13 protein-coding genes and 3 tRNA genes are annotated in these 17,577 nt (G+C 64.3%); 13 read left to right on the top strand and 3 right to left on the bottom strand.

Annotated features, from left to right (window positions below):
- The first annotated feature begins 57 nt into the window (after positions 1 to 57).
- The 13 genes from smpB (at position 58) to VNN55_04920 (ending at position 13,109) form a co-directional block, all read left to right on the top strand.
- Positions 58 to 531, top strand: coding sequence for an SsrA-binding protein SmpB (gene smpB, locus VNN55_04980; protein ID HWO56900.1), 474 nt, complete (start codon positions 58 to 60; stop codon positions 529 to 531).
- Positions 532 to 536: 5 nt separating this feature from the next.
- Positions 537 to 1,373, top strand: a complete 837-nt coding sequence (murI, locus tag VNN55_04975; GenBank protein ID HWO56899.1) for a glutamate racemase — start codon at positions 537 to 539, stop codon at positions 1,371 to 1,373.
- Between the two features lie 15 nt (positions 1,374 to 1,388).
- Entirely contained in the window at positions 1,389 to 1,985 is a 597-nt protein-coding gene (locus tag VNN55_04970; GenBank protein HWO56898.1) for an XTP/dITP diphosphatase, read from the top strand.
- A 51-nt stretch (positions 1,986 to 2,036) separates the two neighbouring features.
- Positions 2,037 to 2,110 (top strand) — tRNA-Pro (locus tag VNN55_04965).
- A 29-nt stretch (positions 2,111 to 2,139) separates the two neighbouring features.
- Positions 2,140 to 2,215: transfer RNA gene (locus tag VNN55_04960), tRNA-Arg, on the top strand.
- 426 nt (positions 2,216 to 2,641) lie between these two features.
- Positions 2,642 to 3,973, top strand: a complete 1,332-nt coding sequence (locus VNN55_04955; GenBank protein ID HWO56897.1) for an NCS2 family permease — start codon at positions 2,642 to 2,644, stop codon at positions 3,971 to 3,973.
- Between the two features lie 60 nt (positions 3,974 to 4,033).
- Positions 4,034 to 4,107 (top strand) — tRNA-His (locus VNN55_04950).
- A gap of 844 nt (positions 4,108 to 4,951) precedes the next feature.
- On the top strand, positions 4,952 to 6,277 hold the full coding sequence (locus tag VNN55_04945; protein ID HWO56896.1) for a TolC family protein: 1,326 nt from the start codon (positions 4,952 to 4,954) through the stop codon (positions 6,275 to 6,277).
- Complete coding sequence (locus VNN55_04940) at positions 6,274 to 7,773, top strand: efflux RND transporter periplasmic adaptor subunit (GenBank protein ID HWO56895.1); 1,500 nt, start codon at positions 6,274 to 6,276, stop codon at positions 7,771 to 7,773. Before VNN55_04945 ends, VNN55_04940 begins: the two co-directional genes overlap by 4 nt.
- An 18-nt stretch (positions 7,774 to 7,791) precedes the next feature.
- The gene (locus VNN55_04935; GenBank protein ID HWO56894.1) at positions 7,792 to 11,286 is read left to right on the top strand and encodes an efflux RND transporter permease subunit; all 3,495 of its coding nucleotides are present in this window, start codon (positions 7,792 to 7,794) and stop codon (positions 11,284 to 11,286) included.
- Between the two features lie 15 nt (positions 11,287 to 11,301).
- Positions 11,302 to 11,859: a YHS domain-containing protein gene (locus tag VNN55_04930; protein HWO56893.1), complete on the top strand. Its 558-nt coding sequence runs from the start codon at positions 11,302 to 11,304 to the stop codon at positions 11,857 to 11,859.
- 57 nt (positions 11,860 to 11,916) lie between these two features.
- Complete coding sequence (locus VNN55_04925; GenBank protein ID HWO56892.1) at positions 11,917 to 12,456, top strand: heme-binding domain-containing protein; 540 nt, start codon at positions 11,917 to 11,919, stop codon at positions 12,454 to 12,456.
- Positions 12,453 to 13,109: a hypothetical protein gene (locus VNN55_04920; protein ID HWO56891.1), complete on the top strand. Its 657-nt coding sequence runs from the start codon at positions 12,453 to 12,455 to the stop codon at positions 13,107 to 13,109. Before VNN55_04925 ends, VNN55_04920 begins: the two co-directional genes overlap by 4 nt.
- A gap of 246 nt (positions 13,110 to 13,355) precedes the next feature.
- Here VNN55_04920 and miaB read toward each other — a convergent pair whose 3' ends face one another.
- The 3 genes from miaB to VNN55_04905 form a co-directional block, all read right to left on the bottom strand.
- A complete protein-coding gene (gene miaB / locus VNN55_04915; GenBank protein ID HWO56890.1) occupies positions 13,356 to 14,747 on the bottom strand; it encodes a tRNA (N6-isopentenyl adenosine(37)-C2)-methylthiotransferase MiaB in 1,392 nt (463 codons plus the stop codon).
- 44 nt (positions 14,748 to 14,791) lie between these two features.
- Positions 14,792 to 16,468, bottom strand: a complete 1,677-nt coding sequence (locus VNN55_04910; protein ID HWO56889.1) for a tetratricopeptide repeat protein — start codon at positions 16,466 to 16,468, stop codon at positions 14,792 to 14,794.
- A gap of 82 nt (positions 16,469 to 16,550) precedes the next feature.
- Positions 16,551 to 17,577: MiaB/RimO family radical SAM methylthiotransferase (locus VNN55_04905; protein ID HWO56888.1), on the bottom strand; the 1,027-nt coding region annotated here is incomplete at its 5' end.

Below are 17,577 nucleotides of genomic sequence, written 5' to 3'. Positions count from 1 at the left end.
GCGCCGGGGTGAATCAGCAATTGAACGTGGAGTCGTAACCCTCTTAATTGCCGTCAGATGAGCGAGACCAAACCAGCGCCGGCCATCAAGGTCATCACCTCCAACCGCCAGGCGAGATTTCGATACGAAATCCTCAGCACGGTGGAAGCGGGATTGGTCTTGACCGGCACCGAGGTCAAGTCGCTGCGCGACGGCAAGTGCAACCTCAAGGAAGGGTATGCGCGCATCGACAAGAATGAGGCGTGGCTGATCGGGGTGCACATTCCGGAGTATACCGAGGGGAACCGGTTCAACCATGAACCGACGCGGACGCGCAAATTGCTGCTGTCGCGGCGGCAGATCCGCCAGTTGGGCGAGGCAACCCAGCAGGAGGGGCTGACGCTGGTCCCGTTGCGTGTGTATTTCAAGGGCAAGCACGCGAAGGTGGAAATCGGCGTCGGACGCGGGAAAAAGTTGTATGACAAGCGGGCGGCCATCGCCAAACGCGAAAGCGATCTGCGCCTGCGGCAGGCGCGGCACCGGAGACGGTAGCGACGATGAAGGATCGGCCGATCGGCATCTTTGATTCGGGCGTGGGAGGACTGACGGTCCTCGACGCGATCGCGCGCGCCTACCCGGCGGAGCCGTTGGTCTACTTCGGCGACACCGGGCGGTATCCGTATGGGGTGCGTTCAAAGGCGGTGATCGTCGAGTTCTCGCGGCAGATTGCCGGATTCCTCGAACGGCAGCGGTGCAAGTTCATCGTGATCGCCTGCAACACCGCCTCATCGCTGGCCCTGCGCGAAGTGGCCGAACAGGCGGCGGTCGAAGTGATCGGGGTGATCGAGCCCGGCGCTCAGGCGGCAGTCCAGGCCAGCCGGTCCGGACGGATTGGCGTGATCGGGACCGAGGCCACGGTGGCATCGGGGGCCTACACGGCGGCGATCCACGCCATTGCGCCACACGCGCAGGTGATCGCGCGCGCCTGTCCCCTGTTCGTTGCGCTGGCGGAGGAAGGGTATGCCGGCAAACCGGCGACGCGTCTGATCGCCGAGGAGTATCTGGCGCCGTTTCGCGACGACGGCATCGACACGCTGGTCCTGGGATGCACCCACTATCCCATGCTGGCGGCGGACATTGCCGAGGTCATGGGGCCCGCCGTGACGCTTGTCGATTCAGCCACGGCGGTGGCGCATGCGGTGGCCGACCGCCTGCGGCAACGCAACCACCATCGCGAGACCGCGCAGACGGCCGAGACGCGGTATTATGTCTCGGATACGCCGGGACGGTTCCAGCGGGTGGGGCGTCGCTTTCTCGGACGCGCGGTCGAACCGGTCGAAGTGGTCGACCTGGAGACGTTGCAAGCGCTCACGGTGACGCCCGTGAAGAACTGACCCATCGAAGAGTCCATGACCCGCATTGTCATCGCCTCCAACAACCCGCACAAGGTGGCGGAGATTCGCGCCATTCTCGAGGGTCTCCCCTATCAGGTTCTCAGCGCCGCGGATTTTGCGGATTTCCCCGATCCGGAGGAGGATGGGGCCACATTGGAGGAGAATGCCCGGATCAAGGCGGTGGCGGTGCAGCGGGCAACGGGGCTTTGGGCGCTGGCCGATGATTCCGGGTTGGAGGTGGAGGCGCTCGACGGCGCGCCCGGGGTGATCTCGGCGCGGTTTGCCGGGCCGGGGTGCAGCTTCGCCGACAACAACCGCAAGTTGCTGGAGTTGATGCGCGATCTGCCCGAGCCGGAACGCGGGGCGCGTTTCCGCTGTGTGGCGGCGCTGGCCAAGTCGACGGATGAGGTTGTCATCTTTTCCGGCGAAGTCCATGGAATCATCACCCGCGCGCCGCGGGGCGAGGGCGGGTTCGGCTATGATCCGGTCTTCTATGTCCCCGAACTGGGTTGCACCTTTGCGGAGGCCTCGCCGGAGGAGAAAAACCGTCTGTCGCACCGCGGACGCGCCTTCCGGCAGGTGGCCGACTATCTGCGCCGTGCGCTCGGCTGACATTCTGGGGCTGTCGGGACTGGGACTTTTGACGTATTTTAGGAGCTCACTCGGGGCGTAGCGCAGCCTGGTAGCGCGCTTGGTTTGGGACCAAGATGTCGGAGGTTCAAATCCTCTCGCCCCGATTTCCATTCCGGGCGCAAGGCCTGCCGTTGCCCCCGTAGCTCATTTGGAAGAGCAGCAGCCTTCTAAGCTGTTGGTAGCAGGTTCGAATCCTGCCGGGGGTACCAATTCAATCGGGATTGCTCTCTCGCGGTTGGCTGCGACAAAAAGCAGATTCCGCGCTTTGTTCGGAATAGCACTGGGTGGCATGCAACGCATCGGGAGGGCGAGGCTCCTGCCGAGCTGCGTTTCCGCTGTCGCCGCCAAGAGCAGGCGCGGCGGAAGCCTTGCCCTCCCGGGTGGTTCCTGGTGGGTCAGGAGCGCTGCGCCGTGACAATACCAGTGGATTCAAGGGTGTTGAGGGCGCAGCGCTCCTGACCTACGACTCCGAGTCTCGCCCCTTGTCCTCCCGGGCCGCTGAAGGCGGATCGGTATGACGGGGGATGGGCCGACTGCGCCAACGCCCCTTCGACAAATCTGACAATTGCCGCAAATCCGGGCTGGACGAAGCGGGTGGCCGTGGCCATCGTTCCGCCATCACAGCGAGGTGGGGCATGATCGATCGGATTGCGCGGTATTTCGAGTTTGCCGAACGCGGAGCGACCTGGCGCGAGGAGTTGGTCGGCGGGCTGGTCACCTTCCTGACCATGGCCTATATCATCTTCGTGCAGCCGGCGGTGTTGGCGCAGGCGGGGATGGACTTTGGCGCGGTGTTGGCGGCGACCTGCGTATCGGCGGCGCTGGCGACCGCGCTCATGGCGGTGTGGGCCAAGTACCCGATTGCCGCCGCGCCGGGCATGGGCGAGAATTTCTATTTCGTCTTTGGCGTGGTGATGGCCATGGGCATGGCCTGGCCGGAGGCCATGGCGGCGGTCTTCTATGCCGGGCTGATCTTCATCGTGCTTTCCCTCGGCCCGATCCGCAAGGCGGTGCTGGATGCCATTCCCGACAGTCTGAAGTCGGCCACCGGGATCGGAGTTGGACTTTTCATCGCCTTCATCGGATTGACCGATGCCGGGATTGTGCAGCGCAATCCGGCCGCCTTTGTGCAGCTGGGCGATCTGAGCCGGCCGCCGGTCCTGTTGGCTCTGGGCGGGCTTTTCATTACGATCGTGCTCATGGCGCGCGGCGTCCGGGGAGCGATCTTCTGGGGGCTGCTTGCAACCGCGCTGGGCGGGATCGCCACGGGGCTGATTCATGTCGAGGCGATTGTCTCGACACCGCCGTCGCTGGCGCCGACGTTTGCACGGTTGGATTGGACGCCCGCGTTGTCCGCGCACTTCCTTACCGCTCTGTTTGTCTTCCTGTTCATGGCGGTCTTTGACGCGACCGGCACACTGGCGGCGGTCGGACAGCGGGCGGGATTCATCAGAAGAGACGGCGAGTTTCCGCGGGTGACACGGGCTTTCGCCGCCGACGCGCTCGGCGGGACCGCCGGCGCGGTGTTGGGCACGACCACTGTCACCGCCTATATCGAGTCGGCCTCGGGGATCATGGCCGGTGCGAAGACCGGGGTCGCCGGATTGGTCGTGGCGGCGCTGTTCCTGCTTTCGCTTTTCTTTGCGCCGCTGGTCCAGGCGATCGCCGGCGGAGTGGCGATCTCCGGAGGCGTGATGCTCAAACCGGTGACGGCGCCGGCCCTGATCGTGGTCGGGGCGTTGATGGCGCAATTGGCCAAAAACGTCCGCTGGGACGACATCACCGAGGCCATCCCCGCCTTCCTGCTGGCCATCGGGATCCCGCTCACGTACTCCATCAACGACGGACTGGCCTTCGGCTTTGTCTCATACCCATTGGTGAAATTGGCGGCGGGGCGGCGTCGCGAAGTGCATCCGGCCCTCTATGCGCTGGCGGCGCTGGTGGTCATCCGTTACATCGTGGCATGAACCCGCGCGCCGTCGCAGTGGACTTTGCCGGAGCAATTCTGTAGATTGTGCGCCGCTACGGTGGGTGTAGCTCAGTTGGTTAGAGCACCAGGTTGTGGCCCTGGTGGCCGTGGGTTCAAGTCCCATCACCCACCCTCATTTCGATTCGGCTGTCGCAGTAGACTCCAGCGCATCGCATCCAGGAAGTGGCGACAACGTCGAGATCGCGACGGCGTCCGTGAGGTGGCCGCACCCTCACATTGCATGGAAACATGCAATTCGCTGCCAGGCGGTGGATCGCGGCCACCCCACGGGCGCTCCTGTAACTATCGCGCATTCAGTTAATTACGCTGCTTTTATCAAGCATTCGATCAGGCGGCTCTCCCAAACTTATTTTATCCCAATGCCGGCCGATTACGTATAATAGGACACGATGACGAAGCGTTTGACACAGGGGACCATTTCATGCGCGCTGGCCGTGGTCTTCCTGGTCTCGGCCGGTTCGCCCGGATTGCTGTTGCATAACTGCCGGCAATACGGGACACAGTCGACGCAGTTGTGCGACTGTTGCGCCGGTGAGGCCGTGGCGGAGCGTGGCTGCTGTGCCAAGCCGGAGGAGGCCGCGCCTGCACACTGCTCCACCGAGTCACTTACGCCTGCCTCGGTCGAGACGGGTTGTTGCTTTGTCAGCTATGAGCGTCCACTGTCCTTCCATGGACAGACCAACGGCGCCCTCAAGTTCGAATACTCTCTGTCTGATGCCGTTCCGCTGCCCTCCGTTGTGACCATGACGGCGATTGTCACAGCCGCTCCCGCGGTCGATCGTGAAGGTGGCGGCCGGCATTGCTCTGACCCGCCCCTTTTTCTCCTCACGCACTCATTCCGCTGTTAATCAGCCAACGGTTGGTTTGACCGTCGCCGGCCCATCCGGGCCGGTGTACTATACCGTTTGGCGCGCGCCCGTTGCGGGCGTGTTACGAAACACGGGATGGGTGACTGATGAAGACCTTTGGCATCTGGATGTTCGCCTTGCTGGCCATGGCGGCGCCCTCGGGGTTGTGGGCGCAATCGCCCCCAACTGACACGTTGTCGCTCGACGAAGTGGTCGGCGAGGTGCTCCGTCACAACGACGCCCTCAAGGCGGCCGCCTTCATGGAGGAGGCGGCGCGACGTCAGGTCGGCCCGGCCGGGGCCTGGGATGACCCGATGCTCATGCTGGGCATCGAGAACCTGCCGTCCTCGCTGCGCTTCGACGAGGAGATGATGACGATGAAGGCCGTCGGCCTGTCGCAGCGCATCCCCTACGCCGGCGAAAAGGGTCTGCAGGCCAAAGCACAACGCGCCGAGGCCGAGGCAACCGGCGAGGACCGGCGGCAAAAGACGCTCGATCTGGTGGCCGCCGCCAAGACGGCGTACGCCGAACTCTATTACCACCAGCAGCTGATCGACGATCTGGAGCGTCAACGCGAACTGGCCGAGCAAATCGCCACCAGCGTGCGCTCGCGTCTGGAGGCCAACCTGGCCGGGCAGGATGAGTTGAACGCGGCTCTGGCGACGATGTGGCGTCTGGAGGCGGAGATTCTGACCCATCACAACGACGCCCACTCGGCGCACCATCGTCTGGATGCGTTGCGCGGGGTGGTCTCCCCGGACGACATGCCGGCGGTGGTTCGGCCGGCCTGGGGCGCGTTGCCGGACACCTTTCAGGTCTGGCTGGATTCGGCGCGTACCCACTACGCCCCATTGCGCGCGATGGCGCAACGCGCCGAGCGCTATCGCTTGAGCGCCCGCGCTTCGCGCCGCATGAGCTGGCCCATGCTGGAATTGTCGGCGGAATACGGCATCCGTGACGATCTGCGTTTGGCGGACGGCGAGAGGATGGCCCAGAGCGACATGTGGAGTTTCGGCGCGACCTTTTCGCTGCCGGTCTTCCGCGGCCGCAACGAGCGTCAGATGGCGCTGTCGATGACCGCGATGCAGAAGCAGATGGAGGCCGAGGCGGCGCAATTGGCCAAGGAGGTCGACGCCGCATTGCGCACGCTGCACATGCGCGCCGGGCACTTCCAGGAGGCGGGGGCGCTCTACCGTGAACGGATCATCCCCGCCGACGAGGATGCGTTCCGTACGGCGCTGGCCGGATACGCCGCCGGACGCACCTCGCTGCCGGACCTGCTCAACTATGCCGCGGCGATCTTCGCCGACCGGCGCGTGCTCACCGAATTGGAGTTGGCGTACGCGACGGCGTTGATCGAGGCGGAACGCTACACCGCCGATCCCGGCCGCTATGTCTCGCCGGCCGACAACGGAAACGAGGAAACACAATGAACCCCCATGACGATCTCGAGCTGGAACCGATGCCGGAGGGTGTCGAAGAGGCGCCGCCGCTGACCCACACCATGGCGGTGGTCCGCTGGATTCTCTTCGGCGGGATGTGCCTGTTTGCCGCGGTGATGGTGCTGGGATACTTCGGCGTCACGCCCTGGGCCTCCGACGGCGCCGGCGGGCAGCAGTATCACTGCCCGATGCATCCCACCTACATCAGCAATCAACCCGGCGACTGCCCGATCTGCGGCATGAAGCTGGTGCCGATCAACGACGCCGCGGGCGCATCGGATCACATGGCCACCGACGGCGACAACGCCTGGATGCGCGAGACAAAGGCGCACCACGGGCAGTACGGCTGTCCGATGGACCCGGACGTGGTCTCCGATACGGCGGGACGGTGCCCGGTCTGCCGCATGTTTTTGGTTCAGGTGGACACCACCAAGCTGGCGGCGACGACGACGGAATCGAACGTGCCCGGGCTGGTGCCGGTGATGCTGGCGCCGCAACGGCTGCAACTGATCGGCCTGAAGACCGCCCCGGCGACGCGCCGGGTGATCAGCGACGGGGTCCGTCTGGCGGGGTATGTCACACCGGACGAGACCACGCTCGCCGAAGTGCAATTACGGACATCGGGCTGGGTCCAGGAATTGTATGTGAATGAGACCGGACAGCGCGTTGAGAAGGGCGAGCCGCTGCTGGCCATTTACAGTCCCGAGCTGTATCAGGCCTGGCAGGATTATCAGGTGGCGCGTCGCGCCGAGCAAATCGCCTCCGATACGCTGATGAAGGCGATCAAGCGCGAGGTGACCGAAGCGGCCGAGCGGCGGCTGCGGTTTCTCGGTTTAAGCGAACTGGAAATCGGCCAGGGCGCCACAAACGGATCGTTGCTGGTGTTGCGCAGTCCGTTCACCGGCTATGTCCTCGACAAACCGGTGCAGGCCGGGCAGTATGTCGGGCCGGGACAAACGCTTCTGGCCATCGCCGATCTGCGGCGCGTCTGGATCATCGCCGAAGCGTATGAACGCGATCTCGACCGGGTGCGCGTCGGCGACTCGGCACAAGTGACCTTCAACGGCGAGTCGTTTGCGGGCACGGTGTCGTTTGTGTACCCGACGCTGTCGCCGGATACGCGCACGGTGCGTGTGCGCATCGAAGTCGCCAACCCCGGGCTGCGGCTGCGTCCGGGGATGTACGCCGACGTGCGGATTGCCGGCGGCGGCGAACCGGCGCTGGCCGTGCCCGCCGATGCGGTGCTCGACGGCGGGCAGACGCAGTATGTCTTTGTCGTGCACGACGGCACGCACTTTGTGCCCCGTCGGGTGACGGTCGGACGGCGCGGCGACGATTTCATCGAGATTCGTCAGGGACTGTCCGACGGCGACATCGTGGTCACCAGCGCCAACTTCCTGATCGACTCGGAGTCGCGTCTGCAGGCGGCGATCTCCGGCATGGGGACGGTCGATTCGGCCACCGCGCCACCGGCGCACCAGCATTAGCAGAAAGGACTGACCATTATGGTCCGCTCGCTGATTGAATTCTGTGCGCGCAACAAGACGGTGGTGATCATTGCCACGATCTTCGCCTGTCTGGGCGCATGGTATTCGCTGAACAACATTCCCCTCGACGCCATCCCCGACCTGTCGGATGTGCAGGTCATCCTGTGGACCGAGTGGATGGGGCGCAGCCCCGACCTGGTCGAAGACCAGGTGACTTATCCGATTGTAACCTCGCTTCTGGCGGCGCCCAAAGTGACCGCGGTGCGCGGGTACTCAATGTTCGGGATGTCGTTTGTCTATGTCCTCTTCGAGGACGGCACCGACATCTACTGGGCGCGCAGCCGGGTGTTGGAGTACCTCAAGCAGATCGAAGGGTCTCTCCCGGAGGGCGTTTCGCCGCAGATTGGCCCCGATGCCAGTTCGGTCGGTTGGGTTTTCCAGTATGCGCTGGTCGACACCAGCGGACGCCACGATCTGGCGGAGATGCGGACCTTCCAGGACTTCACGTTGAAGTACGCCCTGGCGACGGTGCCCGGGGTGGCCGAGGTCGCCTCGATCGGCGGCTATCAAAAGCAGTACCAGGTCGAGGTCGATCCCGACCGCCTGCGCGCCTACGATCTCACCATCGGCGACGTGGCGCGCGCCATCCGCGCCAGCAACAACGACGTCGGCGGCCGTGTGGTCGAGATGTCGGGGCGCGAGTATTACATCCGCGGACTCGGTTACATCGAGGATCTCGAGGCGCTGCGTCAGGTCGGACTGGGCGTCTCCCCGACCGGCGTCCCGATTCGGGTGGCCGATGTGGCGCGGGTGACCTACGGGCCCGACATCCGGCGCGGGGTTGGCGACTTCGACGGCATCGGCGAAGCGGTCGGCGGGATCGTGGTGATGCGCTATGGCGAAAACGCGCTCGACGTCATCGGCCGGGTCAAGGCCAAGATCGCCGAAATGACGCCGTCGTTTCCGCCCGGGGTCGAATTGAAGACCGTTTATGATCGCAGCGGTCTGATCAATCGCTCCATCCAGACGCTCAAGTCCACGCTCATCGAGGAAGGCATCGCGGTCGCGGCCGTCATCATCGTCTTCCTGCTGCACTTCGGCAGTTCGCTGGTGCCGATCATCACGATTCCGATCGTGGTGGGGCTGGCGTTCATCCCGATGCACCTGTTGGGCATCGGCTCGAACATCATGAGTCTGGCGGGGATCGCGATCGCCATCGGCGATCTGGTCGACGGCAGCATCGTGATGGTGGAAAACGCGCACAAGAAACTCGAGCGCGCCACCGCGCGCACCGACCGTCGACGCGTCCTCATCGAAGCGGCCAAGGAGGTCGGCCCGTCGGTGTTCTACGCGCTTTTGATCATCACCGTGGCCTTCCTGCCGATCTTCGCGCTCACCGGCCAGGCGGGGCGGCTGTTTCACCCGCTGGCGTATACGAAGACCTTCGTCATGTTCTTCGGGGCGATGATCGCCATCACGCTGGTGCCGGCGCTGATGATGCTGTTTGTGCGCGGACGGATTCATCACGAGCGCGAGCATCCGGTCTCGCGGTTTCTGATCCGTCTCTACAAGCCGTTTGTCTACGTCGCGCTGCGCAATCCGAAGACGACCATCGCCATCGGCGTGGCGGCGATCATCTCGGCCGTCCCGATGATCCCGCAGATCGGCTCGGAGTTCATGCCGCCGCTTAACGAGGGCGACATCCTCTACATGCCGACCACCTTCCCGAACATCTCGGTGGAGGAGGCGAAGAACTACATGCAGTTCCAGGATCGGGTGATCCGGTCGTTTCCCGAGGTGGTCGCTGTCTACGGCAAGGCGGGGCGCGCCGAGACCCCGACCGACCCGGCGCCGCTGTCGATGCTGGAAACCGTGGTGCAGCTCAAACCGCCCGAGGAGTGGCGGGCAATCGAGGTCGAACGCTGGTATTCGCGTTCGGCGCCGGAGTTCGTCAAGCCGGCGCTGCGGCTCATCTGGCCGGAGACACGCACCATCACCTGGGAGGAGCTGGTCGCCGAGTTCGACAAGGCAATGAACATGCCGGGATGGACCAACGCCTGGACGATGCCGATCAAGACCCGCATCGACATGCTCTCCACCGGCATTCGCACCCCGATCGGGGTGAAGATCTTCGGGGATGACCTGGCCGAAATCGAACGCATCGGACAGGAATTGGAACGGACCCTCTCCCCCATCCCGGCGACGCGCAGTGTCTTTTCCGAGCGCAACACGGGCGGATACTTTGTCGACATCGTGCCCGACCGCACGGCGATCGCGCGTTATGGCCTCACCATGCGCGATGTGCAGGATGTGATCGAAGCGGCGATCGGCGGCATGCCGATCGAGGTGACGGTCGAGGGACGGGCGCGGTTTTCGGTGAACGTGCGCTATCCGCGCGATCTGCGGCAGAATGTCGAGCGGCTCAAGGGGGTGCTGGTGCCGTTGCCGACGGCGGCGGGACCCGCGGCCGCCGGCATGGGCGGGATGAGCGCGTTGCCCGAACCGGAGCCGCCGCTTTTGGCGTCGCTGGATTTGGAGGGGATTTACAACCCGTGGGCGACGCCCTCGTTCCAGATGGGCGGCATGGGCGGCGGCGGCTCTGCGTCCGGGAGTGGCGCGTCCGGGCCCGCCGCCATGAGCGTGCCGACGCCGGGATCCTCGACGCCGTCTGCCTCCCCCGCGCCGACCGGCACCGGTTACCGGTTCGAACTGCCGGCGGGGCGCGCGCACATTCCCCTTGGCCAGATCGCCGATGTCCGGATCGCCGCCGGGCCGCCGATGATCAAAAACGAGGCGGGCATGCTGGTCGGGTATGTCTTTGTCGACATCGATCAGAGCCGCCGCGACATCGGCGGGTATGTGCAGGATGCCAAGAAGGCGGTCGCGGAGAAGGTCACGATTCCCGCCGGCTACTACCTCAAGTGGACCGGGCAGTATGAACTGCTCGAGGCGATGGCACGGCGCATGCAGATTGTCGTGCCGATCACATTGCTGCTGATCATCATCCTGCTCTACCTGAACTTCCGCAACTTCACCGAGACGTTGATCGTGCTCGCGTCGGTGCCGTTTGCGTTGGTCGGGTCGATCTGGCTCATGTACGCGCTCGACTACAACTTTTCGACCGCCACCTGGGTGGGAATCATCGCGCTGGTGGGGATTGCGACCGAGACGGGGATTGTGATGATCCTCTATCTCGACCAGGCCTATGAGCGCCGCAGGGCGGCGGGGAAAATCCGCGACCTCAACGACATCATCTGGGCGCACATGGAAGGCACGGTGATGCGGGTGCGTCCCAAGCTGATGACGGTGATGGTCAACATCATCGGGCTGGCGCCGGTGCTGTGGGCGACCGGGACGGGTTCGGATGTGATGCGCAGGATTGCCGCGCCGCTGGTCGGCGGGCTGATCACGTCGACGTTCCTGACGCTGGAGGTGATTCCGGTGGTGTACACATACTGGCGGCTTTGGCAAATCAAACACAATAAGAGCGATGGGCCCGCGCGGCCTGTCTAAGAAAGGATGTGGAAGATGAAACGGCGGATGTTGGGGCTCGCGACGATCGGCGTGTTTGGAGCGTTGGTCATGGCCGGACGCGGGGAGGCGCAGTGCGGCGGCATGCACTCCGGAAGCCACGCCTCCCATCAGGCGACGGCGACCGCGCCGGACAAGACCAAGGACTATCCCATCGACTACTGCATTGTCTCCGGCGAGAAGCTGGGAGAGATGGGCGATCCGGTGCGGTACGAGTACAAGGGGCGGACGGTGTATTTCTGCTGCAAGGGATGCATCAAGAAATTCGAGGCCGATCCGGCCAAGTACATGGCCATGCTCGATGCCGCCGCGAAGCCGAAATCGCTGGACTGGTGCATCGTGACCGGGGACAAACTCGGCGAGATGGGCAAGCCCGTGCCCTACAAGTACAAAGACCGCGAGCTGACCTTCTGTTGCAAGAGCTGTATCAAGGAGTTTGAGAAGGACCCCACGATGTACCTCGCGCGCCTCGATTCGGCGTTGGCGGGCCAGATCACACCGCCCTCCGATTCCGTGACGACCGAACCGGGCCATCACCACGGCGACAAGGATTAGCGCTTGCTCTCGCGGCCCCGTCCCCCCTACATGGGGGGACGGGGAGATGAGATCCGTATGCAGAAGATGAACCGAACCCAACGGATTGCGACGGCGCTGGGAGTGGTCGTTTTTCTCGCGGCCCTGGCCGTCAGCGACAACGAAGCGCAAGACACTCAGGAAGGCGGACGAACCGCGGAGATTGAAGCGGCCTACCGCCAGATTGCCGTCGGGTATGAGGCCCTGAAACCGATCTTCCGCGAGGGGTGCTTTGACTGCCACAGCGACCAGACCGACTTCCCCTGGTACCATTCGCTGCCGGTTATCGGCCGCTGGATGGACAAGCATGTGGCCGAGGCGCGTGAGGAGCTCGACTTCAGCCAGGGCTTTCCGTTTGCCGGCCGGCGCCGCCAGCCGGACCAGTTGCTGAAGATCAAGCGCGAGATCGAATCGGGGGCGATGCCTTTGCGTTCCTACCGCCTCATGCACTGGGGCGCGGCGCCCAACGACGCGGAGAAGGACTCGATCTTCACCTGGATCGACAACAGTCTGCGCCTGCTGGCCAAGCGCGGGCAGTTTCCGTTCAATAAGCGGGAGAATGTGCCGGAGGAGAAGTGAGCCGCGGACATCCGGGCGCCCGGCGCGGCCTTCGCGCGCCGGCCGCGCTGACGATGGCAATCGCCCTGCCGCTTGCGGGTTGCATCTGGATCCCCCCGCCGAAAGTTGAGATCACCTCTCCATTGGCCAGCGCGCCGCAATTGGCCTACGACGGATTGTTTGTGCGGGCGCTCGTCGACAGCACCGGCGCCCAGCCGAATCCCAAACTCTGCCGTATGCTGATGGCCGAAACCATCAAGTATATCATCTACTCCCACACCTTCAAGCACATCGCCGTCGAGGACACTTCGGTGCTCGAAGCCGCCACGGTCCGCGAGGTGCCCCGCGAGAAACTTATTCCGTCGGATTCGTTGCCGGGGATCGCCCAACACGTCGCCGAATGCACAATTACCCTGCGGGAGTACAACAAGGGCGACGCGGTCAACCGTGTGCTGCTGGGCGTGCTCGCCGGCGGCGGCGCGGTGGCCATCGAGATGCGGCTTTCGGACCGGCGTCTGGGGCATGTCATTATCGCCGGCACGGCGCGAAAAACCTTCCGCGGCATGTACGCCTCGGAATACGACGTCGCCAAGCCGCTGGCCGATGCGGTCGCGTTCTTTTTCCACCAGCACCTGAAGAAGATGGCAAGGCAAGCGGGGCAAGTCGCAGGATAGCGCGGGAGCGGGCGTATGCAATACGCCCCTACGGGCACAGTCTGATACTTCGCACAAATCCGTAAATCCAATCACAGTCATCGCCGGCCTCGTCGTCATTCCAAGGGCAGTGCCCCGGAGGCGAAGCCGGAGGGGCAATGCCCTTGGAATCTTTGTTGATGATCCCGCGGGCGCCGGGCGAGAACGAGGTTTGCCCTTACGGGGCCGCAACTGCCGTTCCCGCGATCGGGACACTCCGAGAACGCGCTAACAGGCGGGTGTGCCGATCAGCGTGTTGGGTGTGGCGTCGGTGATCCGTACGTCGCAGAATTGGCCCACCTGCTGTGACGGGTCGGCAAAGACGACGATGGTGTTGGCATCGGTGCGGGCGCGCCACTCGGCGGCGTTCTTGCGGCTCTCGCCTTCGATGAGCACTCGGACGGCGCGTCCGATCATGCGGCGGTGCTTCGCAAGCGAGATGTCTTTCTGCAGTTCGACCAGACGGGTGACACGTTCGGATTTAACCGCGTCGGGGACATCATCCTCCCACAATTTGGCGGCGATGGTGCCGACGCGTTGCGAGTACTTGAAGGTGAAGGCCGAGTCGAACTCGATGCCGCGCACCAGCCGTTCGGTCGCGGCGAATTCCTCGTCGGTCTCGCCGCAGAAACCGCAGATCAGGTCGGTGGACAGGGCGACGTCGGGGATGATGCTCCGGATCCGATCGACCAGGCGGCAATACTCATCGGGCGTGTAGCCGCGATTCATCTTCCTGAGGATGCGCTCGGAACCGGCCTGCAAGGGCAGATGGATCTGCTTGCAGATGTGCGGGTGCTCGGCGATGGCGTGCAGCAGCGTCTCGGGAAAGTCCTTCGGGTGCGGCGAGGTGAAGCGCACCCGCGCGATGCCCGGCACGTCGGCGACGCGGCGCATCAGGGTGGCGAAGTCGGCATCGGGATGGGCATACGAGTTGACATTCTGCCCGAGCAAGGTGACCTGCCGGTAGCCGGCGTCGGCGAGACGGCGGGTCTCCTCGACGATCCCGCGCGGATCGCGCGAGCGTTCGCGGCCGCGGGTGTAGGGGACCACGCAAAAGGTGCAGAAGTTGTCGCAGCCGCGCATGATGGCGATCCAGGCGTTGACGCCCTCGACGCGGGTCGGCGCGATGTCCTCATAGGTCTCGTATTCCGAGAGGTCGATGGCGGTGGAGCGTTCACGCAGCGCGCGCGCGCGCGCGATCAACTCCGGCAATTGACGGTAGGCGTCGGGCCCGCAGATGAAATCGACCACCGGGAACCGCAGGAGAATCTCTTCCTTGAGGTTTTGCGCCATGCAGCCGAGGATGCCGACGCTCAGCCCGGGACGGGTTTTCTTCTCCTGCTTCAGTTCGCCCAGACGCGCATAGATGCGGGTGTGGGCGGTTTCGCGGATGGCGCAGGTGTTGAACAGGATGACATCGGCTTGTCGCTCGTCGGCGGTGAAGGCAAAGCCGCGGTCCTGCAACAGCGAGCCGACCAGTTCGGAATCGTACTCGTTCATCTGGCAGCCGAATGTCTGCAGGCAGACGAGCGTGTGGGCATCCGGCGACGCCGCGCCGCGCAGGTGTGTGCGCGGCGCGGAATCGACGCAGGATGCGGGAATGGCCGAGGTGTCAGGCATGCGGCAATGTAATGATCCTGTCGGTCCGTGAGGACCTGTTCGGCTTACAGATCTTCCAGGCGCAGTTGGGTGTCGGCGTTGCGCCAGGCGGCCTGGAACTGCAGGTCGACGAGCTGGGCGTTTTCCGTGTCGCCCTGGGCCTTGAGCGCCTCGCGCAGACCGAAGAGAGCGCGGCCGCTGCGCTTGTGCTTCTGCAACTCATCGCGAAAGACCTGCTCGGCCTCCGCCGCCCGCCCCAGTTTCAGCAGGTAGGCGCCGAGCGTCTCGCGCACGGGAATATACCATCCTTCGGGCTCGTCGTAGGCCAGATTGTCTTCGGCGATGACGGCCCGTTGGAGCAGGACGACCGCCGAGTCGGTCTTGCCCCCGGCGTCCAGGAGCCGGGCGGTGAGGACATCATCGGTGATCGTAAAGACATACTGGGCGCTGTTCCAGAAACCGATGAGGTTTTCCGGCGGCACCGCCGCCGCCGCGGCGCGGTAGGCCTTGAATTCCTTCTGGGCGTCCTTGAGTCGCGCGCTTTCGACCAGGGCGGTTGCGCGGGCGTAGTGCCAGAGCGCGGTGATGGTCTTCAGCGACGGATCGGGCTTGGGCAACGCCAGGATTTCGCTCCAGCGGTTGAAGCGCACATAGCACAAAAGCGAGGTCATGTACACGCCTTCCAGCAGCGGCACGTCCTTGATGAACTCGCTGACGCTTCTCTCGAGCTTCAGGGCGTTGGCCAAAGAGGCCTCGTACTTGCCCTCCATCTGCTGGGCCACCGAGAGGAAATGCACGTTGTGGTGGTAGTACATGAGGCCGTACATGTTCCCCTTGGGCGCGGTGGCGAGGTATTTCTCGTCGATGGCGGCGCCGTCGGCGTTGCTCTTGGCGCTCCGGGCGTAGTCGCCGGTGCGGGAATAGATGTGCGCCGGCATATGGATCAGGTGTCCGGCGTTGGAGGCCAAGGTGTCCAGCCGCATGCAGGCGCTCAGGGCGCGCTCGGGATCGGTTGACGCCTCAACACAGTGGATGTAGTAGTGATTGGCGCCGGTGTGTCCGGGGTCGCGCTGGAGGACCCGCTCGAGCGTCGCCACCAGTTCGAGCGTGCCCGGCTCGGGGGTGCCGTCGTTTCTCCAGAGTTTCCACGGCCGCAGGTTCATGCCCGACTCGACGAACATGACGGCGGCATGGAGGTCATCGGGGTAGGCCTGCATCAGATCGCGCATCGCCCGGTAGTAAGCCGAATCGAGCGGCGGGCGCGGGGCGGCCACATCGGCGGCATAGCGTTTGGCCATCGCATCGATGTAGGCCTGCTCGCGCGGGGAAGCATGCTGTTTGAGCGCCAGCGCCTTCTGGATCGCCTCCCAGCAGAGGGCCAGGTGGGTCGAGTCGGCCGGCAGATTGTAATTGGGGCCGAGGGCATAGGCCACGCCCCAGTGCGCCATCGCCAGATTCGGGTCGAGCGCCGCCGCCTGACGGAAGTTGCGCGCCGCCTCATCGTGGTTGAAGGCGTACAGATAGGCCACTCCCTGATCGAAGTAACACTGCGCCTCCTTGTTGTCGGTGGTCACCGGCATGTGGATCATGCCGAGTCCCTGCGCCAGTTTCGGCGGATCGGCGAAGAGCGCCTCACGGGCGCGTGTGCAGGTCTCGCAGGCCGTGGCGGGATTCACCGAGAGCGCGATGATGGCAACGGTGGCGATCACCATCAACGCGCATCCCCGTCGTCGCTTCGTCATGGTTATCTCCTCCCTGTGACATGGTCGAGAAAAACAGTCCTGTTTAGCGGATTAATTTAGCGGCGAAACCACTCGCAGACAATCAATTCGTGGGGCAAACGGCGCCGAGGCAGTGGTCATCGGCCAGTTCGGTCACGCGGACGGAAAGCAACTGGTTTTCCACGGCCTGGTTGGGTGGCAACCCGACCCGCAGGTAATTGCCGGAGAAGCCCTTGCGGAGACCGTCGGCGTCGACGGTCTCAAAGAGCACATCCACTGTCTGCCCGAGGTGCTCCCGGAAGAACGCCCGCTTCTTCTCCCCCGCCAACTCGTGCATGGCCGCCGAGCGCTCACGGATCGTCCCGGGGCGGCACTTGTCGTGGTACGAGTTGGCGGCGGTCCGAGGCCGGTCGGAATACGAGAAGATGTGCAGGTACGAGAACGGCATCTCTGCGACAAAGCGGCGCGAGTTTTCAAAGTGGACGTCGTTTTCGCCGGGAAAGCCGACCATGATATCGGCGCCGAGGCCGAGGTCGGGAATGCGGGCTTTGACCCGCTCAACGAAGCGGGCGTAGTCGGCGGCGGTATAAACCCGCTTCATGCGCGCCAACACCTGGTCGTCGCCAGATTGCAACGGCAGGTGCAGGTGACGGCAGGCCTTGTCGCTGGTGGCCATCCAATCGAGCAACCCATCGCTGACTGTTGATGGCTCGATGGAAGAAATGCGGACCCGTTCCACGCCGGGAATCGCCGACAGCCGCCAGGCAACGTCGGCGATGGTGTACTCCTCGAAGCGGTAGGTGCCGACGTTGACCCCGGTGACCACCAGCTCCTTGTGGCCGCGACGGACCAGTTCGTGGCCTTCGGCGATGATGTCGCCGAGACGGCGCGAGCGCGCCTGCCCGCGGATGCGCGGCAGAATGCAGAAGGCGCAGCAAAAGTCGCAACCATCCTGAATCTTGATGTTGGCACGAGTTTGATGCGGATAGTACCCGACCAGCGGATACTCAAGCGCATCCGCCTCCACTCGCCGATTGACCACGACCCAGGGCCCCTCGCCCCAAGTGCGTGGGAGCGGCTCGGCAGCCGCGCCCTCACTCGAATTCATCCGGGAGGGCGAGGCTCCCGCC

This window comes from bacterium (assembly GCA_035559435.1).
Lineage (GTDB): Bacteria > Zixibacteria > MSB-5A5 > WJJR01 > WJJR01 > JACQFV01.
This window is presented reverse-complemented; position numbering and strand designations above follow the sequence as displayed.